22 protein-coding genes are annotated in these 20,865 nt (G+C 72.6%); 8 read left to right on the top strand and 14 right to left on the bottom strand.

Annotation, left to right across the window (positions count from 1 at the left end; all coding sequences use genetic code 11):
- Positions 1-181: 181 nt before the first annotated feature.
- Positions 182-1,150, bottom strand: coding sequence for an MBL fold metallo-hydrolase (locus ACFVGY_RS13070; protein WP_385675412.1), 969 nt, complete (start codon positions 1,148-1,150; stop codon positions 182-184).
- Positions 1,147-1,929: a BTAD domain-containing putative transcriptional regulator gene (locus ACFVGY_RS13065; RefSeq protein ID WP_385675409.1), complete on the bottom strand. Its 783-nt coding sequence runs from the start codon at positions 1,927-1,929 to the stop codon at positions 1,147-1,149. Before ACFVGY_RS13065 ends, ACFVGY_RS13070 begins: the two co-directional genes overlap by 4 nt.
- 545 nt (positions 1,930-2,474) lie before the next feature.
- Here ACFVGY_RS13065 and ACFVGY_RS13060 point away from each other — a divergent pair.
- Positions 2,475-3,581: an acyl-CoA dehydrogenase family protein gene (locus ACFVGY_RS13060; RefSeq protein WP_385675407.1), complete on the top strand. Its 1,107-nt coding sequence runs from the start codon at positions 2,475-2,477 to the stop codon at positions 3,579-3,581.
- A gap of 167 nt (positions 3,582-3,748) precedes the next feature.
- Here ACFVGY_RS13060 and ACFVGY_RS13055 read toward each other — a convergent pair whose 3' ends face one another.
- Positions 3,749-4,657 carry a nitroreductase/quinone reductase family protein gene (locus ACFVGY_RS13055; RefSeq protein ID WP_385675405.1) on the bottom strand — a complete coding sequence of 303 codons (909 nt, stop codon included), beginning with the start codon at positions 4,655-4,657 and terminating at the stop codon, positions 3,749-3,751.
- A 465-nt stretch (positions 4,658-5,122) separates the two neighbouring features.
- Here ACFVGY_RS13055 and ACFVGY_RS13050 point away from each other — a divergent pair, with 465 nt between their 5' ends.
- Together ACFVGY_RS13050 and ACFVGY_RS13045 are read left to right on the top strand one after the other, a co-directional pair.
- Positions 5,123-6,103: a superoxide dismutase gene (locus ACFVGY_RS13050; protein WP_385675402.1), complete on the top strand. Its 981-nt coding sequence runs from the start codon at positions 5,123-5,125 to the stop codon at positions 6,101-6,103.
- Positions 6,104-6,160: 57 nt separating this feature from the next.
- Complete coding sequence (locus ACFVGY_RS13045) at positions 6,161-6,664, top strand: GNAT family N-acetyltransferase (RefSeq protein ID WP_385675400.1); 504 nt, start codon at positions 6,161-6,163, stop codon at positions 6,662-6,664.
- On the opposite strand, the gene ACFVGY_RS13040 is transcribed toward ACFVGY_RS13045, so the two are convergent.
- The 8 genes from ACFVGY_RS13040 to ACFVGY_RS13005 form a co-directional block, all read right to left on the bottom strand.
- Positions 6,661-6,789, bottom strand: a complete 129-nt coding sequence (locus tag ACFVGY_RS13040) for a hypothetical protein (RefSeq protein WP_385675398.1) — start codon at positions 6,787-6,789, stop codon at positions 6,661-6,663. The two genes, ACFVGY_RS13045 and ACFVGY_RS13040, sit on opposite strands and share 4 nt — an antisense overlap.
- 83 nt (positions 6,790-6,872) lie before the next feature.
- On the bottom strand, positions 6,873-7,565 hold the full coding sequence (locus ACFVGY_RS13035; RefSeq protein WP_385675395.1) for a TetR/AcrR family transcriptional regulator C-terminal domain-containing protein: 693 nt from the start codon (positions 7,563-7,565) through the stop codon (positions 6,873-6,875).
- Positions 7,566-7,625: 60 nt separating this feature from the next.
- Entirely contained in the window at positions 7,626-8,972 is a 1,347-nt protein-coding gene (locus tag ACFVGY_RS13030; protein WP_385675392.1) for an MFS transporter, read from the bottom strand.
- 324 nt (positions 8,973-9,296) lie between these two features.
- Complete coding sequence (locus ACFVGY_RS13025) at positions 9,297-11,702, bottom strand: helix-turn-helix domain-containing protein (protein ID WP_385675389.1); 2,406 nt, start codon at positions 11,700-11,702, stop codon at positions 9,297-9,299.
- Positions 11,703-11,706: 4 nt separating this feature from the next.
- On the bottom strand, positions 11,707-11,979 hold the full coding sequence (locus ACFVGY_RS13020; RefSeq protein WP_385675386.1) for a hypothetical protein: 273 nt from the start codon (positions 11,977-11,979) through the stop codon (positions 11,707-11,709).
- A gap of 474 nt (positions 11,980-12,453) precedes the next feature.
- Positions 12,454-12,813 (bottom strand): hypothetical protein, encoded by a 360-nt coding sequence (locus tag ACFVGY_RS13015; protein ID WP_385675383.1) that lies wholly within the window; start codon positions 12,811-12,813, stop codon positions 12,454-12,456.
- 86 nt (positions 12,814-12,899) lie between these two features.
- A complete protein-coding gene (locus ACFVGY_RS13010) occupies positions 12,900-13,145 on the bottom strand; it encodes a DUF397 domain-containing protein (RefSeq protein WP_385675380.1) in 246 nt (81 codons plus the stop codon).
- Positions 13,142-14,023, bottom strand: a complete 882-nt coding sequence (locus ACFVGY_RS13005; RefSeq protein WP_385675378.1) for a Scr1 family TA system antitoxin-like transcriptional regulator — start codon at positions 14,021-14,023, stop codon at positions 13,142-13,144. The genes ACFVGY_RS13010 and ACFVGY_RS13005 overlap by 4 nt, the downstream gene beginning before the upstream one ends.
- A 158-nt stretch (positions 14,024-14,181) precedes the next feature.
- Between ACFVGY_RS13005 and ACFVGY_RS13000 the strand changes: the two genes are divergently transcribed.
- Together ACFVGY_RS13000 and ACFVGY_RS12995 are read left to right on the top strand one after the other, a co-directional pair.
- Positions 14,182-14,637 (top strand): ATP-binding protein, encoded by a 456-nt coding sequence (locus ACFVGY_RS13000; RefSeq protein ID WP_385675375.1) that lies wholly within the window; start codon positions 14,182-14,184, stop codon positions 14,635-14,637.
- Between the two features lie 63 nt (positions 14,638-14,700).
- A complete protein-coding gene (locus ACFVGY_RS12995) occupies positions 14,701-14,979 on the top strand; it encodes a hypothetical protein (RefSeq protein WP_385675372.1) in 279 nt (92 codons plus the stop codon).
- Here the strand turns inward: ACFVGY_RS12995 and ACFVGY_RS12990 are convergent, their stop codons facing one another.
- Positions 14,980-15,975, bottom strand: a complete 996-nt coding sequence (locus ACFVGY_RS12990) for a hypothetical protein (RefSeq protein ID WP_385675369.1) — start codon at positions 15,973-15,975, stop codon at positions 14,980-14,982.
- Positions 15,976-16,377: 402 nt separating this feature from the next.
- On the opposite strand from ACFVGY_RS12990, the gene ACFVGY_RS12985 reads away from it, so the two are divergent.
- Positions 16,378-16,917 carry a hypothetical protein gene (locus ACFVGY_RS12985; protein ID WP_385675366.1) on the top strand — a complete coding sequence of 180 codons (540 nt, stop codon included), beginning with the start codon at positions 16,378-16,380 and terminating at the stop codon, positions 16,915-16,917.
- Positions 16,918-17,111: 194 nt separating this feature from the next.
- On the top strand, positions 17,112-17,939 hold the full coding sequence (locus ACFVGY_RS12980; protein ID WP_385675364.1) for a hypothetical protein: 828 nt from the start codon (positions 17,112-17,114) through the stop codon (positions 17,937-17,939).
- Positions 17,940-17,980: 41 nt separating this feature from the next.
- On the opposite strand, the gene ACFVGY_RS12975 is transcribed toward ACFVGY_RS12980, so the two are convergent.
- Both ACFVGY_RS12975 and ACFVGY_RS12970 read right to left on the bottom strand, forming a co-directional pair.
- Entirely contained in the window at positions 17,981-19,123 is a 1,143-nt protein-coding gene (locus tag ACFVGY_RS12975; protein ID WP_385675361.1) for a hypothetical protein, read from the bottom strand.
- 242 nt (positions 19,124-19,365) lie between these two features.
- The gene (locus ACFVGY_RS12970; RefSeq protein ID WP_385675358.1) at positions 19,366-20,199 is read right to left on the bottom strand and encodes a hypothetical protein; all 834 of its coding nucleotides are present in this window, start codon (positions 20,197-20,199) and stop codon (positions 19,366-19,368) included.
- 171 nt (positions 20,200-20,370) lie between these two features.
- Between ACFVGY_RS12970 and ACFVGY_RS12965 the strand changes: the two genes are divergently transcribed.
- The gene (locus ACFVGY_RS12965) at positions 20,371-20,748 is read left to right on the top strand and encodes a hypothetical protein (protein WP_385675355.1); all 378 of its coding nucleotides are present in this window, start codon (positions 20,371-20,373) and stop codon (positions 20,746-20,748) included.
- Positions 20,749-20,865: the final 117 nt, after the last annotated feature.

Here is a 20,865-nt window from a genome sequence, read left to right as displayed (position 1 = left end):
GCCGCCCCGCGCGGGGGGCGCGGGCCGGGGCGCCCGGCCGGGCGCGGGGCCGCGCCCCCCGCGGGGGGGGCCCCCCCCCCGCCCGGGAGCGCGATCCTGTGCGGCGGCCCTCAAGAGCTGCTTGAGAGCCGTGCGGCGGGGCCCTCGAGAGCCGCTGGAGGAACTGCGGGCGCCAGGGGTGTCAGGCGTGGCAGGCGAGCGGCGCCCCGCGGTAGGCGGTCATCTCCCGGAAGAGGGTGTCCATCTCCGCGATCACGGCCCGCATGTCCAGCGCCTCCCCGTGGGCAAGGTCCGCCTCCTCGGCGAACGCGCGGTGCAGGTTGGGGACGATCCGCTCCGGATCCAGCAGCCCGGCGAACGGGCCGAGGTCCGCCTCCCGGGCCACCTCCCACGGGGTGAGCCCGGCGGCCGCCCCGTCCCGGGCCAGTTCCTGCACCCAGCGCAGGTACGCCTCCGTGGTGTCGAGCACCTCGGTCCCGCCGACCGCGCCGTGCCCGGCGACGACGACGGCCGGGTCCAGCGCCCGCATCCGCTCGACGGCCCGCAGCGATCCGGCCACCGACCCCATCGGCAGGAACGGCGTGACCCCGGACATGACCACGTCCCCGGTGAACAGCACCCGCCGTTCGGGCACCCACACGGCGGTGTCGTTGGTGCTGTGCGCGACCCCGAGGTGGAGCAGGCGGGCCGTCAACCCGCCCACGTGCAGGGTCAGTTCGTCCCGGTAGGTGGAGTGGGGCAGCACCAGTTCGATGTCGCCCCACTCGACCTCCGGCCACAGCCCGGTCAGGTGCAGGCCCGCCGCGGCCATCTCGCGCCGCGTCTCGTGGTGCGCGTACACCACCGCCTCGGGGAACACGAAGTTGCCGAAGGTGTGGTCCCCGTGCGAGTGCGTGTTGACCACCGCGTACGGCACCGGCCGGCCGCCGGCCAGCACCGCCGCGCGCAGCCGACGGGCCCGGGCCTCGGTGGCCGCGGTGTCGACCAGTACCGCCCGGCCGTCCGAGACGACGAGCCCCGCATTGTTCACGCACCAGCTGCCGTCGGGCTGGACGTAGGCGAACACCCCGTCCGCGACCTCGCTCAGCACACCGCTCCGGTCCACGGCCGCCACCGCCACCGCCGCTGCCGAGCCCGTCCCGCTGCTCACGTCAGCACGTAGTCGCGCAGCGACAGGTTGGCGGTGTTCGACAGCAGTTCCCGGTGGAGGCTCTGCAGCCGGCCGGACGGCTCCACGCCCAGCTCCCTGATCAGCGCCTGCCGGAGCCCGCGGAAGACCTCCAGGGCGCGCCAGCCCGCCCCCGAACGCTGGTAGGCGATCATGAGGCACGCGGCCAGCTTCTCGTGCAGCGGGTGCTCCTCCACGAGTTTGCGCAGTTCCGGAATGAGAGCGGCGCTCTTGCCGAGCCAGAGGTCCGCGAGAATGCGCTGTTCCAGAACTCGCATGCGGGATTCGTTCAAGCCCATGAGCTCCATGGAGAGAACGCGGCCGACGGGGACGTCCATCAATGCCGGGCCGCGCCACAATGCCAACGCCTGGTGCAGGTATTTCGATGCGCCGGCCGCGTCGCCGCGTTCCAGCGCGTTATCGCCGGAGCTGGCGAGCGACTCGAATTCGACGAGGTCGAAGGATTTCGGCTTGACCGTGAGCTGGTATCCGTTGAAGCGGGTCGCCAGCAGGTCCTTGGGGGTGCTCCCGGTTCCTTCCGGAAGCGTTTCCACGATCAGTCTGCGCAGGTGGAGGACGTAGGTCTGGAGGGTGGTCATTCCGCTCCGAGGTATGTCCTCGCCCCACACCTCCTCCATCAGGGTCGGTACCTGGACGACCCTGCCGCAGCGGAGTGCGAGCAGGGCGAGCAGCTGCCGCGGCTTCCCCGCGGTGGGCACGATGGACTGGCCGTTGAATTCGACGGCTAACGGTCCGAGCACGCTGATATCAGCGTACGGAAGGGACTCAGGCGGTCGGTAGGAACCCGTTGACACGATGTAAACCCCCGATAAAGAGAGCGGATCGGCCCACTGATTGCCAGTCGGCCCGATGCCTATCGGAGGTTACGACTCCGACAACCCAAGATCAAGCAAAGTTCAACGGCGTGACTAGCATGTGCGAACGCCCCCGGGCGGGCCGATTCACGTGATCAGCCGAGGTTGTGATAACGCGCGTGAGTACGGTGCTCAGGCCGCCCGCACAAGCGCGACGAGCGGGATCCGATATCCGGACCGGATGCGGGCGCGGAAAATATGTCAAATGCAGCTGTGAGATGTCCCACTCGCCCGGGCGGCCCGCCGCACCCCCCCGCCCCGAGCGGCCGGAAGACGGCTCTAGCGGCCCTGTAGCGGAGTTGTAGCCGCGCTGTACTGCCGTCCGATCGGTACGGCCGACCCTTGCCGCCCGCACATACCGTGAGGAGAGCCGACCGATGCCCCAGCAGACCCCGTCAGCGCCCGGACCGGCCCGCGCGACGCTCGACGCCGTGAGCGCTCTCGCAGCTCGGCGCGCCGAGGCAGCCGAAGCCGCCCGCTCCCTCGACCCGGACGTCGTGCGGGCGCTGCGTGACGCGGGCTTCGCCCGCCACTTCGTCCCGGCCGCGCACGGCGGCTCCGAGGGCGGCTTCACCGGGATCGCCGGCGCGGTCGCCGCGATCGGCGCGGCCTGTCCGGCCACCGCCTGGTGCGCCTCCATCGCGCTCAGCCTGTCCCGGATGGCCGGGTTCCTGCCCGAGCAGGGCCGCAAGGAGATCTGGCAGGACGGCCCGGACGCCCTGGTCGTCGGCTCGGTCTCGCCCAAGGGCCGGGCCCTGCCGAAGGACGGCGGCTGGCGGCTGACCGGGACCTGGCCGTACGTCAGCGCCGTCGAGCACGCGGACTGGGCCCTGCTGCTCGGCCTGGCCAAGCGCCCGGACGGCCCGGCCGAGCGGCGGCTGTTCGCCGTGCCCCGCTCCGCCTTCCGCATCGAGCGGACCTGGTCCGACATCGGGATGCGCGCCACCGGCAGCCACACCCTGAGCGTCGACGACGTCCTCGTGCCCGAGGAACTGACCTTCTCCGCGGACGACCTGACGGCCGGCCGGGCCCCCGCCGGCACCGGCCCCGGCCAGGGCGTGCCGCTCGCCGCCGTGAACGGGCTGTTCTTCTGCCTGCCGATGCTCGGCGCCGCGCAGGGCGCACTCGCGCACTGGTCGGCGTACGCGGCCGACCGGATACGGGACGAGCGGCCGGGGCAGCCGGGGCCCGGCCGCTCCTTCTACGAGGAGACGCTGGCCCGGTCCGCGGGCGAGATCGACGCCGCCCGCCTGCTGCTGGAGCGCGTCGCGGCGGTGGCCGACTCCGGCCGGGAGATCACCGCGCTGGAGACGGCCCGGGCCCAGCGGGACTGCGCGCTGGTGGCCGACCTGCTGCTCGCGGCCGTGGACCGGCTGTTCCGGGCCTCCGGGACGGCCGGTCACAGCGAGGACTCGCCGCTGCAGCGGCTGTGGCGGGACGTGCACTCGGCCGCCGGCCACGTCGTGCTGCAGTTCGGGCCGAACGCCGCCGCGTACGCGGCCCGGGCCCTGGACGCGGGCAGCGGCGGCGGGGCGTAGGGCCCGCGGGCCGGCTGGGCGGGCGGGCCGGCGGCCGGGCTGCCTGGTCGGCCCGGGCACCGGCCGGGTGGCCGGACAGCCGAAAGGGGCGCGGTGCCCGCGCCCCTTTTCGCTGCCCGGCTGCCAGGCTGCCCGCCCGGCCGCTCGCCCGCCCGGCCGCTCGCCCGTCAGGCGGCGGCCGGCGGGCCGGGCGGGAAGGGGATCTCGGAGAGCAGCGGCAGCAGCGCCTCCTCCTCGTAGTCGAGGTGGGTGTTCAGCTCCTGCGACATCCTGGCCAGCTCCTTGCGGAACTGCTCCGGGTCCGCGCCGGCGATGTCGGCGAGCAGCCCGCTGAGCTCCTTCTGCAGCCGCGAGACCGTGACGTGCTCGGTCCGCAGCCGCGCGAAGACGTCCTTCAGGTGCGGGTTCGCGGCCTCCATGGCGGGGAACATGTGGGCGTCCTCGCCGACGTGGTGGATCTCCAGCGTCTGGCAGAACGCCAGGCAGTGCTGGCGGATCTGCAGCCCCAGCCCCGGGGCCGGCGGGGCGCCCTCGCCCCCGTGGGCGGGCAGCGACGCGAAGTACGCGTCCACCTCGGCGGTGACGTGCCGCAGCTGCCCGCGCAGCCACACGTGCACCTCGACGAGCTTGTCGGCGAGGCTGCGCACTTCGGCCGGCCCCTCGCCCGGTGCCGGGTCGTTCTTCTCCAGCACCACCACGGGCAGGATCCGCGTGGTGTTCTCCTGGTACTCGCCGTACCCCGGCTCCGCGCTCACCACGTGCTCGAACAGGCTGTCCCGGCGCTCGCCCTCGGCAGGCACGGCGACCGCCTCGTAGAGCTCGGTGCCGACCTCCACCTGGACCAGGGGGTTCGCGAGCACGTTGTGGTACCAGTCGGGGTGCTTGGGCCCGCCCATGTTGGAGCCGATCACCAGCAGCTGGTCGCCGTGGCGCACGTAGCCGAGCGGAACAGTGCGCTCCGCGCCGGACTTGGCGCCCGTCGTGGTGAGCAGCAGCAGGTCGCTGCCCTCGAAGTAGCCGCCGACCTTTCCCTGGTTGGCGCGGAACTCGTCGATCACGGACTGGTTGAAGGACATGCGGGTTCGTCTCCCTCGGTGGTGGGCCGGACGGTGGCGTGGAAGGGGAAAAAGGGAAGGCAAGGGGAAGGGGAAGGGGAAGCGGAAAGGCGGAGCAGGACGACGCCGGCGAAGCGAACGGAAACGGGGTACGCACGCGGCGGCCCGGGTGGACCCGGGCGGGCGGCGGTACGGAATCCGCGCAGGGCGGGGAAGGCGGCGCGAAGGCGCCGGGATCAGGCGGTGCCTGCGATGAGAGAACACATGGGACGGTCCCCGATGTCAGGTGGTCGCCCGGTCGCCGGCCGGCCCAGTTCTCTTTGGCCGGCGCCACGCGCCACAGCACCCATTAGTACGACCGCCCCGGGATCTTGTCAACGCGTCCCCGGCCGCTCTCCGGCGTGATTCGAGCGGTCCTCAGGCGGGCCCGACGACACTGCCCCACGAACCAGGCGCACGTACGCGACACACCAACAGGGGGACGGGATGCACCGCACGGCCATGGCACGACGGCGGTTCCTCGGCATCGGCGCGGCCATCGGCGGCACCGCACTGCTCGGCACGGTCGGCAGCGGCCCGGCGTCCGCCGCCGGGCTCGGGCGCCGGTCCGTATGGCCGGATGTGATCCGTCTGCCGAACGGTTTCCACCCGGCGGGCATCGGCATCGGGCCCGCCCCGTACGCGTACTTCGGGTCGCTGCTCGGCGGGGCGGTCTACCGGGCGTCGCTGCTCACCGGCGAGGGAAAGGTCATCAACCCCGGCCTGGGCGAGGGCCACTACGCCGTCGGCCTCCAGGTGGACGACCGGCAGCGCGTGTTCGTCGCCGGCGGCTGGGGCCGCCTGATCACCGTCGTGGACGGGATCACCGGGCAGGTCATCGCAACGTACGAGGTCGGCAACGCCGACACCTTCGTCGACCACGTCGTCCTCACCCCGGGCGCGGCCTGGTTCACCGACTCCTTCAGCGGGCAGCTCTTCGGGCTGCCGCTCGGCCCGCGCGGTGAACTCCCGGCGCGCGACGCCGTGGTGACCCTGCGCCTGGGCGGGGAGTGGACGCAGGGCCCGTCGGACGGGCTCACCGCCACCGGCATCGCGGCCACCCCGGACGGCTCCGCGCTGCTCGTGGTCAACATCCACGCCCACGGCGGCAGCCTGTTCCGGGTCGATCCGGCCACCGGTGCCGCCCGCCGGGTCGACCTCGGCGGGGTCACGCTGCCGACCACGAACGGCATCCTGGTGCGCGGCCGCACCCTCTACGCGCCCCGCATGTCCGACCTCGCGGTCCTCCGCCTCGACCCGACGGGGCACAACGCCCGCCCGGTCCGGACGGTCACCGACCCGCGCTTCGAGACCCCCTGCGCGGCCGCCGTCCACGGCAACCGCCTCTACCTGCCCAACTCCCGCTTCCCGCAACCGCCGGCGCCCGAGGTCCCGTACAACGCGGTGGCCCTGACCCTGCCGTTGTAGGGGGCGCCAGCCTGACGGGTAATGATCTCTGGCCGGTTGCACCCCTATACTGCGGCCATGCAGTCCATGACGATCAGGCGCGCCGTCGCCCAGGACGCCGAGGGCCTCACCGCACTGGTGCAGGGGTCCGGCGCCTACCAGGGGCAGTACGCCGCGATCATCACCGGCTACCGGGTCACGGCTGACTACATAGACCGGCACGAGGTCTTCACGGCGGTCGACGCGACCGGCCGGATCCTCGGCTTCTACGCCCTGGTGACGGAACCGGCCGAGCTGGACCTGGCGTTCGTCTCGGACGATGCGCAGGGGACGGGGGTCGGCCGGCTCCTCGTGGAGCACATGATCGGCCGGGCCCGACGGGCGGGCCTGGCCCACGTCCGCGTCGTGTCGCATCCGCCGGCCGAGCAGTTCTACCGGCGCCTGGGCGCCGAGCCGGTGGGGACGGTCCCGCCCGCACCGCCGAAGGTGAACTGGGCACGCCCGGAGTTGCGCTTCGCCACGGGCGCCACGGGCGCCACAGGCGCCACAGGCGATGGCGGCCGTGGTGACGAGGGGTGCTAGGGCGTGCCGTACGCCCACGGCCGGTTGACGGCCTCGGGAACCGTGGTGCCGTCGGGGTAGGTGACGGTGGCGAAACCGGAGGGGACCCACACCTGTACGCACTTCGGCCGGTACGAGTCCGTCACCGGGACTCCTTCCTCGACCGTCCGCACCTCCGGCGGTCGTCCCACGTCACCCAGTCACCCCTTGCGCCGGCGCCGGCGCCGCCTCACCTCTGATCTGCCGGACGTCCCGGGCCGACGCGAGCCTCCAGGCCGTTCAGCAAGGACTCCAGTCCGAAGGCGAACGTGTCCTCCGGAGCCTCGTTGTATTCCGCGGCCCGGGTACCGAGGCGGCTCTCCAGCCGCGGCAGCCCGCTCGCGGCCTCGACGGCCTTGGCCATGGTCTCCTGGAGGACCTCCTCCGGATCACGGCCGTCGCGGCTGATCTTCCGGCTGAGGGAGGCGGTGGCGGAGGCGCCGAGCGCGTTGCCGAGCACGTACGTGAACACGCTCGCCGCGGCCCGGTCGGCCGCCGGCCCGCTGAACCCGGCCGCCTCGAACACGGCGAGGGTGTGGTCGTCGTGGCGCGCCTTCCGGGGCCCGTAGAAGAGGTGGTAGCCGAAGGCCTGCACGAGCCACGGGTGCCGGCTGAGCATCGCGTGCAGGCTGAGGGCCATCCGGCTCGCCGCCGTGCGCCAGTCGACCGCGTCCAGGTCGGGCAGCTCGATCTCGTCCCACACCTCGTCGCCGACGAGGAGCACCAGGTCGTCCTTGTTCTTGACGTGCCAGTAGACCGCCGTCGCCGCGGCGCCGAGTCGTTTGCCGAGGCTGCGCATGTTGAGGCCTTCCAGCCCCTCCTCGTCGAGCAGCTCGATCGCGGTCCGGATGATCTGTTCCTTGGTCAGGGTTTCGCGCGCCATGGGCTCACGATAGGCAACGGACCCCGTCCTGCACAAAGTTCAGGAGTGTTGGGGGGCACGTCAGGAACGCCCCGCCGCAGCCGCCGTCCCCCGGGAGGCCCGGGCCACGGCCAGGAGGAACAGCCCGCAGCCCGCCACCAGCCCCCACCCGGGACGCGACGCCGCCGCGAGCCCGCCCGGACCGGCACCCGCGACCAGGCCTCCCGCGAGGGCGATGCCGACCGCCGAGCCGACCTGCCGGGCGGTGGAGGTGACGGCTCCGGCCACTCCGGCCCGGGACTTCGGCAGCCCGCCGACCGCGGTGTCGGTGAGCGGCGCGTTGGCGAAGCCGAATCCGATCCCGATCAGCAGGTAGGCGGCCAGGAGCAGCAGCACGCTGGTGTCCTGGCCCAGGTTCACCAGGCACAGCCCGCCGGCCGCGGTGAACGCACCCGCCAGCACCAGCGGACGCCGCGGCCCCACCCGTCCCACCAGGCTGCCGGACCAGGGAGCGCACAGGGTCGCGCCCACCGCCATGGGCAGCGTCGCGAGGCCGGCCGCGAGCGGGGTCCAGCCGCGGGCCTGCTGTAGGTACAGGGTGGTGAGCAGCAGCGTCACGTTCAGCGCGACGAACACGGCCACCGCGCCCAACACGGCCGCGGCGAACGCCGGCCGCCGGAACAGCCCGAGGTCCACCAGCGGCTCCTCCCGCCGCAGCTCGACCCGTACGAAGGCCGCCGTCGCCGCCACGGCCACGGCGTACCCGACCAGGGCCGGGGCCGAGGTCCAGCCGATCCGGGGCCCCTCGATCAGCAGCCCGACCGACACGCCCAGCGCCAGGGTGAGGAGCAGCTGCCCGGGCAGGTCGATGCGGCGGGCCCGCTGCCCGCGCGACTCCGGGACGAACACGGCGACCAGCACGAGGGCGGCCGCGATCACCGGCGCGTTGATCCAGAACACCGACCGCCAGCCGAACGCCGCGACGAGCGCCCCGCCGGTCACGGGGCCCGCCGCCATGCTGAGCCCGAACACCGATGCCCACACGCCGATCGCCCGGGCCCGCTCCCGCGGATCGGGCATCGCGTTCACCACGATCGCCAGGGCCACCGGGCTCAGCATCGACGCCCCGACGCCCTGTACGGCCCGCGCCGCGACCAGGAAGCCGAGCGACGGGGCGAGCGCGCACGCCACCGAGGCCACGCCGAAGACGATCAGCCCGCACCGGAACACCCGGCGCCGCCCGAAGCGGTCGGCGAGCGCGCCGGACGCGATGAGGAGGCCGGCCAGGACCACCGTGTAGGCGTCGACGACCCATTCCAGGCTCCGGGTGTCCGCGCCGAGCCCGCGGCCGATGACGGGCAGACCGACGTTGACGATGGTGGTGTCGAGGCCGACGAGGAACATGCTCAGCGCACAGACGGCCAACACCGTCCACCGCCGCCGCGCACTCAACTCGGTGGGCCCGGCAGTGGCGGTAGAGGCGGTAGAGGTGGTCGAGTCATCAGAAAGAGCAGGGTCAGCAGCACGGTTCGCCGTGGTCACGGGATCCGCCTTCCGGTCCGGGAGCAGGTGTCGCCCATGCTCGGACCGCGTGCCGGAACAGCCCAGAAAACTTGCCGGAACCGCAAATCCGCACCGCGGCCCGGACCCGCGCCACCGGGGCGCAGGTCCGTCTCCGGAAACGGCAACCCCTCCCGCGGTCGGAAGAATCCCAGGGCGCCGCGCGGCAGCACGAACACTCCGTCAGCTCGATCAGCCATGCTGCTCGTCCTGCGAGGCGGCTATGGCCCCGCATCCCCCTCCGGGAGGCCCGGGGCGGCTCGGTACCAGCGGGCGACGGCAGGGTGGGTAGGACCACCCGTGCGGTCCGAGGCGCAGGATCTCCGGGGTCACGGCCTCGTGGAGAAGTTGGCGTACGAGAGTGGGATGCAGGTCCCACAGCGCGAAACGGGTGGCGAACACGGCCCGCAACCAGTGGCCGTGCACGGTGATCCAAAAGCAGACCGGCAGGAGGAAGAGGACGAGCCCGGAGCCGGCCGTTGATGCCACTCCCGGCAACAGGACGACGACCAGCGGCAAGAGCAGGTCAACCACCAGCCACAGCGGATCCGGCCGGCGCACCGCCTGCTCGGCGGTCCACGCGGCAAACCCGAGCGGCACGGTAGCCAGCACGACGAGGAGGACCGAGCCCTCGGTCGAGGAGAGGTTCATCGTCACGGTGAGGAGCAGCGCCAGTCCGGCCGGCACGGCCCGCAGCAGCCACTGCCCGGCGCGTCCGACGGGATCCGCCCGCGATGCCCGGTCGTCCAGCCGGTGCCGCAAGTGGCCGTACCAGGTGAGTCCGACCAGCGTTCCCACCACGAACCCGGACACGCCCGTGTCCGACCCGGACGCGGATCCGTACGATTCCCGCACGGGGTCGAACGCGGCGACGGTGATCAGGAACCACGACAGCAGGCCCAGCACCGCGGCCTGGATACCGGCCCGGCGCCGGGAGGGGCGGCGCCCCCGGTAGAACACCCGCAGGTCCCCGACGGGCCCGCCCTCCTCGTGCTCGCGGCCGGCCAGCAGGTGCAGGGCCGCGTGGCGGCGGCGCTGCTCGTGCAGCCGGCCCGGGTGGTGGCGGTACGGCGGAAGGGCGCCGAACAGGTGCTGCACGAGGCGGATCTCCAGTGCCTCGGCGGTCGCGTCCTCGGCGATCAGCTCGGCCGGGTCGGCGCGCCCGTCGGTGTAGAGCAGCCGGGCCGCGCAGGCCAGCGTCGGGTCGGCGAGGACGGTGGCGGCCGGCGCGCCCGGCCGGGCGGCCAGCGCCTCCAGCACCGGCTCCCAGTCCTGCTCCTTGGCCCGGGAACGGGAGCTTCGCTGGATCCAGCCGCGCAGGTCCTCGACCCCGACGGGACGCAGCCGGACCCCGGCGCTGCCGGCGATGACGGTGTCGGTCTTCTCCACCGCCCTGGCGAACTCGGCCCAGCCGCTGACCAGGACGAACGGTGCCTGCTCGGGCAGCCGGTTGAAGAGGTACAGGGCGCGCGCCCGCTGCCGCGGGTTCAGGCCGTCGAAGTCGTCGAGGATGGGCAGGAGGAGGTGCCGGCCCAGGAGGGTGCGGACGTCCTCGACGGTGCAGCCGGTGAGTGCGTCCGCGATCCAGGCGAGCAGGCTGTCCGGGCCGTGCTCGGGCCGCCAGCCGCGCAGCGACACCAGCACGGGGACCGCTCCGCCGCCGCTGGCGTCGGAGGTGAGCAGCCGTGTGCCCAGGTGGCGGGCGAGCTGGGTCTTGCCCGTGCCCCGGTCGCCGAGGATGAGTAGCCGCGGGTGCCGGGCGAGCGCGAAGACCTCGGCGATCTGGTCGTAGCGCCCGCTCAGGTCGGCGGCGTCGGAGCCGGTGTCCGTGAAGTCGGGCCCGACGGTGGTGAAGCGGACGGGGATCGGCGCCGGGTGGGCGTTGACCCCCCAGGGTCGTCGGTCGGGGGCCAGGGTTCGCCAGGCGTCCCGTTCGAGCGAGCCGGGGGTGGGCCCGGCGGCTGCCAGGACGGGGGCGCGGGTGGACGTGGCAGGGCCCGCCGAGCCGGATGGTCCAGCCGAGCCTGATGGTCCCGCCGAGCCGGACGGTCCCGCCGGACTGCTGCCGGACGCCGGGCCGCCCGCGGCCGGGTCCTCCGCGGCCGCGGCACGGCCGCCGACGCCTGGTCCGCGGGACACCGCCGGCCCGCTGTCGGGCATCGCCGCGTCGGTCCCGGGCGTCGCCGGGCTGCCGACGGACGCACGGCCGCCACCGGATGCCACACCGGGCGCCAAACCTGGCGCCGCACCGGGCGAACCGCCGGACGGCATGCCGGACGTCCCGTCCCCGGCCGCCGCGACGATCCGGGCGTGCTGGTGCTGCACCCGGGCCCGTTGGTGCCGCGCGCGCCACAGGTCAAGGTTGGCGTCCGCGTCGCACGTCAGTACCCATGCCTCGACGAGCTCCCAGCGCGGTAGGTCCCGCCCGGTCGTGGCCGCGCTGAGCGCACCCTTGCTCCAATGCGTGGCGCCGGACAGTTCGTCCAGGGTCAGCCCGGCCGTGGCACGGAGCCCGCGCAGTTCCCGCGCGAGCTCCGCCAGGGCCGGGACGGTGGTGTCGACGGGCCGCTGGGGCCGCCCCTGCCGTCCCGTACCCATGCCGCTACCCGCCGGCCCGTACGCCGGAACCGGCCGGCCCCCCGCCGTCACCCGATCCCCCGTCACCGGTGATCCGGCGGGAGAGCTCCAGCGCGGTGGTGGTGACCATCACGATCACCGCGAGCGAGGTCCCGGGGGCCTGCCCGAGCCCCGCGAGGACGGCGGTGACCACGGCCACCACCACGATGACGACGACCTTGACGACGAGGACGGGGGACGGGCGCCGCCCCCACGCCCATGGCGGAACGGAGGCACCGGAAGCCACGGACATCACCATGACGACGACTCCTTCGAAAACGACGGTCCGGACATGCACGTACAACACACCTACGTGGCACCGCAGTTGGCGCTACGGTCCACTCGCGGACGGAAATCCGACCCACGGGCGCCCCACCACCATGCCCGAGCCCCGCCCCCGGCAACACCGGCCGGAAAACAGCCCCGAAGCCCGGCATGTCCCGTCTGCCCGCCTCGGTGAACAATCCCCGCTGCCGCCTCTTCGGCCGTGAACAAGTCCCCGCCCGGCACGTTGCCGCAGCTCAGGGCCGCCCTTCCGGCCGCGGGCGTTCACGAAGAACGGACGGCCCTGAACAACACCCCGGCCGCGCATACTGCCCTTGGGGCGGATCCCTGAAGATTCGCCACCACCCGCGCGGGAGCCGACGGTCCGGATCCACGCCGCTGGGCGGGGGCCGTTGGCGCGGCCCCCGCCTCCCACATCACCGGAGCCTGCCGCCTGGGGCGGCCGCTCTCACCAGACGACGATCCCGCCGGCTTCGGCCTTGGCCCGCAGCGCGGCGGCGACGATGTTGTCGAAGCGCTGGGCGACGTAGTCGGGCTCGTAGCCGCTCTGTCCGGCGAGCCGGTCGAGGTGCGGACGGACCGCCTCGCACTCGGCGAGGAAGTCGTCGATCTCCTCCCGCTCCACGTAGAGGTCGTCGCCGTCGAGGCGCGGGAAGAACCTGGCGCCCAAGGCCCGCAGCGCCTCGGAACCCCACAGCCGGGTCCGGGTGCTCTCGAACCCGGCCAGGGTCCGGCCGTGCTCGGGATCCTCCAGGAAGACGTAACCGCCGTCGGCGCCGTAGACGAAGGTGTGCACGAGGAGGCTCATGGGCCGATTCTCCCGAGCGGACCGGCGCACACCGAACGCGTTGTCGAGGGCGCTCCGCGAGGAGCGCCCTCACCAGGCTCCCGGGATCACGCTCCCAGCGCGTACGCCACGAAGCCGGCCCAGGCGGCGGGGGAGAGCGAGAGCTGTGGGCCCTGCCGGTCCTTGGAATCCCGGACGTGGACCGCGGAGGGACACGCCGCGACTTCCACGCAGTCGCCGTCGCCGCTGCTGCTGTAGCTGGACTTGTGCCAGGCGAGGGCGACTTCGACGCAGCTGTCGCCGTCGCCGCCGCTGTAGCTGCTCTTGAACCAGGCCAGTTCTTCCGTGCTCATAGCGCTCCTCGGATCTCCCGCAGCAGGCCCACGGAGTCCTCAAGGGAGAGGGCCTGTGCCCGCATCCTGGCATACCGCCGCTGAAGGACGCTGACCTCCTTCGGGTCGGAGATGAGTACGCCACTGCGTTGCCCCTCGCAGTAGGCGAACCACCGTGGCTCCCTGGTCTCCAGCAACTGCATGGGCCCGTGCAGCCCCGCGTGCGACGCGCGCTCCAGCGGCATCACCTGGATCTCCACGTTCCGCAGCTCGGCGACCTCCAGCACGTGGTCGATGAGCACCCGGGTCACCTCCACCCCACCCGTCTTCCGTCGGAACAGGTGTTCCTCCAGGATGAACCCGAATGTGGTGTTCGGGCGCTCCCGAAGCAGCTGCTGCCGTTCCGCCTGTGCCGTCCACTGGGCCTCGATCTGCTCGTCGCTGAGCGGTGGCAGCTGGTCCACGAACAGCGTGCGCGCGTACGACTCCGGCTGCAAGAGGCCCGGAATCATGCGGCATTCGTACGTGTACAACGTCACCGCCTGTGCCTCCAGCCAAGCCCAGCGCCGGAACCAGCTGGCCAGGCCCGGCTGGCGGGACAGGTGCCGGGCCGCCCGCCGCAGCGCGCCCGTGTTGCCGAGCGCCTCCTCCGCCCGGGCCACGAAGTCCGGGTCCGGCATGCGCCGGCCCTGTTCGACCGAGGCCACCGTGTGCTTCGAGAAGCGCACCCGCTCCCCGAACTCCTCCCGGCTCAGCCCCGCGTGCTCCCGCAGGGCCTGGACGACCGCGCCGAAGGTGCGCATACTGTCCGACGCCTCCGGCTCCGCGCCGGCCGTAGGGCCGCAGCCGCCGCCCGGCTCCCCGCCCGTACCGCCCTCGTCCGTGTTCTCGTAGGCCATCCCGGGCCACCTCCCGCGCACGTGCTCCCGTAACGCTCCCGACTCCCACCAGGGTCACGCTCGGTGATGCGTACTGTCCACCCTCCGTACGCGTACGCTGACCAGGCGTACGCGCGGCACCTCTGGTGAAGCCCGAATCCCGCCGCCACATTGGGGCCATGACGCCACCCCCTGCACAGCGGACCCGTCAGATGCCGGTCACCGTACGTGTGTTCTCCCAGCAGTTCCGCTCCACCCCGCGCGGCGCCCGGCTCGCCCGGTGCCTGGCCCTGCACGAGCTCCACACCTGGGGCGTTCCGGCCGGTGGCGACACCTCCGACGCCGCAGCACTCGTACTGGCCGAGCTCACCGCGAACGCCGTCACCCACGGCCGGGTGCCCGGCCGGAACTTCGAACTCGTGGTGACCCTCACCGGGGACGTGCTCCGGATCGAGGTGTCCGACACCCGCGGCGAGCGCCGCCCCCCGGCCCCGGGTACGGTCACCGCGCCCGCCCCGCTCGACGACACGGGCCGCGGCCTCCTCCTCGTCCAGGCCGTGGCAGCCCGCTGGGAGGTCCGCGACCGCCCGCCCCTCGGCAAGACGGTCGCCGCCGAACTGCCCGTACAGCCGTGAACTGCCCACAGGAACGGGGTTCTGCCGCCCGAAGGCGCCTCCCTGCGACGTATGGTGTGTCACGTGTCCAGCAAGTGGAGAGAGCCGGAAGCTCTGAAGAGCGCGAAGCCGGCGACCTACGAGAACGCGCGTGCCGAAATCCTGGTCTCGCTCGACTACGCCAACCTCGACATGGACTTCCCCCGCATCGTGCACTGGCTGAGGCAGCTGCCCGCGGGTGACCGCGATCGCCTCCTGGGCGAACTGGAAGCGATCGCTGCCACTGATGCGATCCGCCGGGACGACGCGACGTACCTACTGGACGACCTGGGGCTGCGCCGCATCCACTGGGAGCAGCCCTAGCTAGGAGAGCACCCATTGGGGTGGGTGTCCGGGGTCGGCCGGGCACGTGAAAACGTGCAGGTCCCGGTCCCGGCCGAAGCGGAGCCGAGTGGGGTTGACCACGGACGGACCGCCCAGGATCGAGGCCTTCCCCTGCAGGGACGGGTCGCGGTCTTCCAGCGGCGCCCAGCTGTGCGAGCCGGCGTCCATCTCGTCGCCTCCGGCGGTCAGCAGCAGCCGCATCGGGGCCGCGCAGGTCTCGCAGTCGATGTCCATCGGGCCCGTCGACGCCCAGCTGGGAAAGCCGCCGACGCGCCAGCCGGGCGGGATCGACAAGTCGAACTGGTAGCTGGGGGCGTCGCTGCCGTGCTCCGCTGACTGGGCGTCGTCCCATGCGTCGATGGCGGCGATCAGCGGTGCGGGCAGCGTGTCGTCCTCCGCCCAGGGATAGGTGTCCACTTCTTCGGGGTGCAGGACGCACGGCTCGGGGAGTTCGTGCTCCCATCGCAGAAGAGGTACTTCGGGCGGAGCGGCAAGGAAGCGTTCCGCGCGCTCGGTCTCCACGGCCCGCCGCCACCGCAGGCGGTAGCGGCGCTCCAGGTGTCGACCGTGGGTGAACGGGCAGCGGAAGAGCTGCACGAGGTCCGCACCGTCGGGCCCGGCCACCAGGCCCGGGACGTCCCGGCGGAAGAACTGGGCGAGCCCCACGAACGGCACCGGTCCGTCCTCCCCGGGCGTTCCGGCAACAGGCCACGGCCGGCTCCGCGGCCACGCGCCCGAGGCCCGGGCGCTGCGGATGTCGTCCGGCACGTACCCCTCGGTCTCGGGCTGGTGGGGTTCGCGGCAGAGCGGCCACGGCTCGCCGTCCGGCCACAGCATCGGCCCGCCGACATGGCTGTCGCGCATGCCGGGACGTCCTGGCCTGGGGTGCAGGCGGGTCGTCCGGCCCCGGTAGGGAGCCAGCTCCGGGAACAGGGCCTCCACGGACACCGGTCTGGCCGGCGTGGTCCTGGTCATGCGCAGACCGTACGGGGCGGGGAAGACGCAACGCGAACGGATTGCGCCTGGTCAGGCTGCTCCTGAGAATGCGCGACTGCCACCGTCGCGCGGACGGCGAGCCTGAACTCACGGCCCTTTGGCCGGACTACGTGGTGGCAAGAGGACGAGGAGAGGACGAGAGGAGGGAGAGAAGAGACGGAAGTGGAACCTGATGCGCCTGTTGGATCGTCACGGGTGATGAGGATGCCGGGGCGAGGGCCTCTGACCTCGTCGGACAGCGCTCAAGGGGCCCGGGCGCGGTCTGACTGGGACGCCTTTGAGACAGATCTGTGAAGCGGAAGCTCTCAGTCCACTGCTAGGGTGACGTGCGCCCGTCAAGACAGGGCCTTTATTTATCGCCACTTCAACGGGGGTTGAAACATGAAGCTCCGCCATGTCCGCGCTGTCGCCGTCTTCGGCATCGCAGTCTTCGCTCTCACCGGAGCCCGCGGTTCCCACGGCGCGAGCTGCGGCGGCGGCCACAGCTCCAGCAGCTCCAGCAGCTCCAGCAGCTCCGGCAGCACCAGCGGCGGCAGCAGCACCACGGGCGGCAGCAACGACACCGACGTCACCGTCACCACGGGCGGCACCACGGGCGGCACCTCCGTCCCGAACGGCTCCAGCCGCGACAAGGCCGAGCGGGACATCAAGATCGACGGCTGCAAGCTGGAGGGCAAGAACCTCGTCGCCCGGCTCACCGTCACCAACAGCGGCATGCTGGACTCCACGTACGACATCACCATGAAGTTCCGTGGGGACGCCACCTCCAACGCGAACCTCGCCCTGGCCAAGGTGACCGGTCTCAAGGTCGCGAAGGGCGCGTCCGCCAAGGCGCAGGCCACCACGCCGTACACCGGCAAGGGCGACGGCAGCGAGTACAAGGAGTGCGTCGTCGTCTCCGCGTCGAAGTCCTCGCTCTGACACGACCGCTGCCCGGCGCGTACCGACCGACGTACGGTACGCGCCGGGCAGCGCCTTTTTCACTGGGCTTCCGGATGAACACCGGCCATCCGGAAGCCAGGCGTCCTGAGTACGCGTACTCATGCATCCGCGTACCGAACGGCCGAGGCTGAAGCCGAAGCGACGGGACGAGCAGCAGACCGGAGGCGGACGCCATGCGATCGACGCGGCGGCGGGGCAGGCGCGGAAGGCGCGGCATCGGCCGCAGCATCGGCCTCGGCATCGGCCTCGGTTTTCCGCAGGCCGCCACGGCGGCGGCGTGTGCGGCGGTGATGGCTGTGACCAGCGCATGCGCCGCGCAGCAGTCGCAGCCCGACATCGCAGAACTCCGAGCCACGGCCACCGGCTACGACGCGGAGAGCAAACGCAGCGCGGAGGAGACCCGCCTGCGCGGGCTCCTCGACCGGCTGAACCGGGTGGAGGGACTCCACCACGCGTACACCCGGTTCACGGACCACTGCACCGGACCCTCGAAGGGCAACTTCAAGGACCCGCCCAGCGTTGACCTGGTGAGCTGCTCGATGGGTGTGCACGCCGTGTACGGCGTCGAGGGCGACGTCACCGACGTGCTGCGGCGCATCGACGCCGCGGGCGTCACCCCCTGGCAGCCCAATCTGAACGGCCCCGGCAGCGCGAGCGGCGGCACCCTCGACTACGCGCTGGAGTACCACCGCCTGCGCGGCGTGTTCCCGGACGGGCTGTTGATGCCGGCACCGTCCCTCGTCTCGGAGGACCGGGGCCTGGTCATCGCCTGGGACTACCCTCCGCTGCCGGACCACCCGGCCGCGTCGGCCCAGGTCGAAGGCGAGGACCCGCCCGCCTGTCCGCCGGCCGGCCCCGTCCACTCCCGGTGCCGCATCGACCCGCAGCAACCGGACTCCGTACCGGCCGTCCGAGCCCGCTACGGAACGGTCCTCAGCGTCAGGATCGGCCGCCCCGGCAGCACCCCGTACTTCACCGTCCCCCGACCCCGGGCCCGGTAGAGGGCTGTCCGGGAGCCGCCGCCGGCCCACGCAGGAGGCTGCTACTGCGCGCCGGTAGGGTCACCCGGATGCGGCGGCGAGGCCGGCGCCGGAGACGGCGCTGCGTACGGTGCGACGGCCAGTTCGGCGAGGAGCGCCTCGGCGAGGCCCTCGCGCCGCATGCGCTGGTCGACGTACAGCAGGGAACTCACCAACTGCGTGAACCCGATCTGGAACATCTGCCCGGCGGCGGCGCCGAAGAACACGAGGAAAAGGGCGAACACCAGGCCGGCGATCAACCCGCCCGACGGGCCGCCGCCGTCCTCGGGCATCTCCGCCATGGCGGGGATCAGCGCGAACGTGCCGATGAAGTTGAACGGCAGCTGCATCATCCACCCGATCGCGCCCGCGATCATGCCGCCGAGGAGGGAGATGCCGAAGATCCGCCACCAGGCACCCCGGACCAGTGCGGTCGAACGGCGCAGCGCGGCGACCGGACCAACCTCCTCCAGGACCACGACGGCCGAGGCCAAACCGAACCGGGTGGTGAGCCAGAGGGTGACCGGCAGGGCGGCCAGCATCAGTACCGGGAGCAGGCCGAGGATCGCCGGCCCGCTGTCGGCGGCGGCGACGGAGCCGACCACCACCGGGATCCCCACCGCCAGGGCGGCGATCATCGGAAGGCCGGCGATCAGTCCGCCGAGGATCGTGGCGCCGGCCACCGCGGGAGCCCGCCGGACGGCGGCGCGCCACATCACGCGGAACGTGGTGGGGCGGCCCGTCACCGCCTCCTTGAGGACCGCCGGGCAGAGCGCGGTGACCACCGCCATGCCGAACAGCCCCAGGACGAGCAGCACGACGAACAACACCCCGGCCGCGACGAGCAGGGCCGCGACGTCCTCGGCGGGGGGCTCCTCGCCGAACGGCGGGTTGAAGACGGGCTCGAAGTGCTCGAACACCGCGGCGACGGCGACGCCCACGGCAAGGCCCATGACCGGCAGGACGATGGCCGTGACGGCCAGCATGACGCCGGCCAGCTGCTTCCAGTGGGCCCGGATCGTCGCGAACGCCCCGCTGAGTATCTCCCCGAGCTCCAACGGGCGCAGGGGTATCACCCCCGGCTGCGGCGCCGTCGGCGCCGGATACCCCCACTGCGGGGTCCCGCCCCAGCCTCCGTACTGCCCTTGCCCACTGTTCTGCGTCATGCACAAGCTCCGTATGTCGTCCCCCGATGAAAGGCACAACATAACCCGGCACCTCACAGGCCATCTCCTCCCGGTGGTCGGGAGCAGCCGGGCCCGCGACCGGCGCCCGGGGCACCCAGGTCAGCGGGCGGCCCCGAGCGGCGAGCGAGGCTTCGGCAGGTCCGGGCAGCGGCCCGACCGGGCATTGAGGAAGCCTCCGCAGCAGTGGGGAGCGCCCCAGCCGTCCCTATGACGCGTGTGCCTCATGGGCGCCCCAGAGTGGTCAGGTTGGATGTCACGACTGCGAGATGGTGGGAGGTTGCCCAGGCCCTCCACTCCGTTCTGCCACCGGCTTTCGGACGCTGGCGCAAGGCGCACTCCTTGAGCCGTGCGTCGCCCCAAGAGGTGGCTGCCCCGGTCGTCGGCCAATAGGGCGAGCCGACCAAGTCGGCGCTGAGCACGAAGAAGTCGTCGTTGCCGGCGCGCACTCGCGGGTAGACGAAGACCTGCCAATCATCCAACGTCGTGTAGCGCATGTTCGGGTCCGGCGTTCCGCGGGACCTCGGGGGCATCCGAGGGTGAGTGACGCCGAAGTCGCCGAAGTCCGGCGGCCGATCCGGGCAGCTGCCCACAACGCGGCGCCAGAACTGGGCATCGTGCCTGGCTATGGCTGTCGCCTGCCCCCTCGGGAAGCCGGTCAGGTGGACGGGGAACGCGCCGGCAGCGATGCACTCGCTCCTCCAACGCCATGGAGAGAGGGCCGCAAGGGCAGCCAAAGCGCGATGGGCCAACCTACCCACTATCGTGCTGGAGGCTACCGGCCCAGCATCAAGGAGCAGGTCCACCTCTTCCGGTTCCAAGTCGAGCGCACGGAGTAGATCACGGATCGTTCGGTGATCGGGGAGGGGCCCCGGCGAGTCGGCTGCAAGAGAAAGCCGCAGGCATGCGCCGCTCTGATGGGCGGCGATCGCCCGTGCTGCCTCGGACAGTGCGTGAGCGGGGTCGGTCCATCGAACGACCGGGCACATCAGCACACCACGTAAGCCCAAGGACTCGCTCAGGCGCGCGGTCGGTCCGCCGGCGTCACCCTCCAACACGCGCGCCTGCGGCAATCACGCCTGGCTGGCTGCTCCCCGCACCCGCGGGGATGGTCCCCGGTGGTCCCCGTCCGCGCCGCTCGTGAACCGAAGTGATGGGGTGTGCAGGGACGTTGACGGCTGGGTAGGGACCGGCGGAGGGCAGCTGACGCATCGATGCGAGGGGGGAACATGCTGGCTGAAACAGTGGCGGCCATGGCGGCTGCGGGCGGTTCGACGGTCGTGCAGGCGGCCGGGACGGATGCCTGGGACGGGGTGCGCAGTCGGCTGGCGCTGATGTTCGGACGCGGGAACGCACACCGCGAGCGGGCGGAGCTGGAGCACCTCGACGCGACCGCCGCCGCCTTGGCGGTCTCCGGTCGGCCCGAGGATGAGGCCAAGGCGGAAGCTGAGGCCGCGGCGGCGCGCGCCCAGCAGGAGCTCATCTGGCAGACCCGCTTCGCGGGCCTGCTGGAGTGCGTCGGCGACGCGGAGCGGGACGCCCTGGCCGAGCAGCTGCGGGAGCTCGTGGCCGAGCACACCGCGGCAGCGGCCGCGGGACGGCACTGACGAAACAGAGGGGGCGTGCCGCAACCGTAGTTGCTGCAACCAGCCCCCCCAACCAACAAAACCCGGCGCGGGGGTAGGGTGAGATCCGGGAAGAGGAGGGCGCCACGCCCCGCAGAA

The organism is Streptomyces sp. NPDC127106 (genome assembly GCF_042677605.1).
Lineage (GTDB): Bacteria > Actinomycetota > Actinomycetes > Streptomycetales > Streptomycetaceae > Streptomyces.
This window is presented reverse-complemented; position numbering and strand designations above follow the sequence as displayed.

Coding starts and splice junctions, on each gene's coding strand:
- ACFVGY_RS12965 (WP_385675355.1), top strand. CDS start 20,371: ATGCTGGCTGAAACAGTGGCGGCCATGGCGGCTGCGGGCGGTTCGACG.
- ACFVGY_RS13050 (WP_385675402.1), top strand. CDS start 5,123: ATGCACCGCACGGCCATGGCACGACGGCGGTTCCTCGGCATCGGCGCG.
- ACFVGY_RS13025 (WP_385675389.1), bottom strand. CDS start 11,702: ATGGGTACGGGACGGCAGGGGCGGCCCCAGCGGCCCGTCGACACCACC.
- ACFVGY_RS13005 (WP_385675378.1), bottom strand. CDS start 14,023: ATGGCCTACGAGAACACGGACGAGGGCGGTACGGGCGGGGAGCCGGGC.
- ACFVGY_RS13045 (WP_385675400.1), top strand. CDS start 6,161: ATGCAGTCCATGACGATCAGGCGCGCCGTCGCCCAGGACGCCGAGGGC.
- ACFVGY_RS13000 (WP_385675375.1), top strand. CDS start 14,182: ATGACGCCACCCCCTGCACAGCGGACCCGTCAGATGCCGGTCACCGTA.
- ACFVGY_RS13015 (WP_385675383.1), bottom strand. CDS start 12,813: ATGAGCCTCCTCGTGCACACCTTCGTCTACGGCGCCGACGGCGGTTAC.
- ACFVGY_RS12985 (WP_385675366.1), top strand. CDS start 16,378: ATGAAGCTCCGCCATGTCCGCGCTGTCGCCGTCTTCGGCATCGCAGTC.
- ACFVGY_RS13035 (WP_385675395.1), bottom strand. CDS start 7,565: ATGGCGCGCGAAACCCTGACCAAGGAACAGATCATCCGGACCGCGATC.
- ACFVGY_RS13055 (WP_385675405.1), bottom strand. CDS start 4,657: ATGTCCTTCAACCAGTCCGTGATCGACGAGTTCCGCGCCAACCAGGGA.
- ACFVGY_RS12980 (WP_385675364.1), top strand. CDS start 17,112: ATGCGATCGACGCGGCGGCGGGGCAGGCGCGGAAGGCGCGGCATCGGC.
- ACFVGY_RS13020 (WP_385675386.1), bottom strand. CDS start 11,979: ATGGTGATGTCCGTGGCTTCCGGTGCCTCCGTTCCGCCATGGGCGTGG.
- ACFVGY_RS13010 (WP_385675380.1), bottom strand. CDS start 13,145: ATGAGCACGGAAGAACTGGCCTGGTTCAAGAGCAGCTACAGCGGCGGC.
- ACFVGY_RS12990 (WP_385675369.1), bottom strand. CDS start 15,975: ATGACCAGGACCACGCCGGCCAGACCGGTGTCCGTGGAGGCCCTGTTC.
- ACFVGY_RS12975 (WP_385675361.1), bottom strand. CDS start 19,123: ATGACGCAGAACAGTGGGCAAGGGCAGTACGGAGGCTGGGGCGGGACC.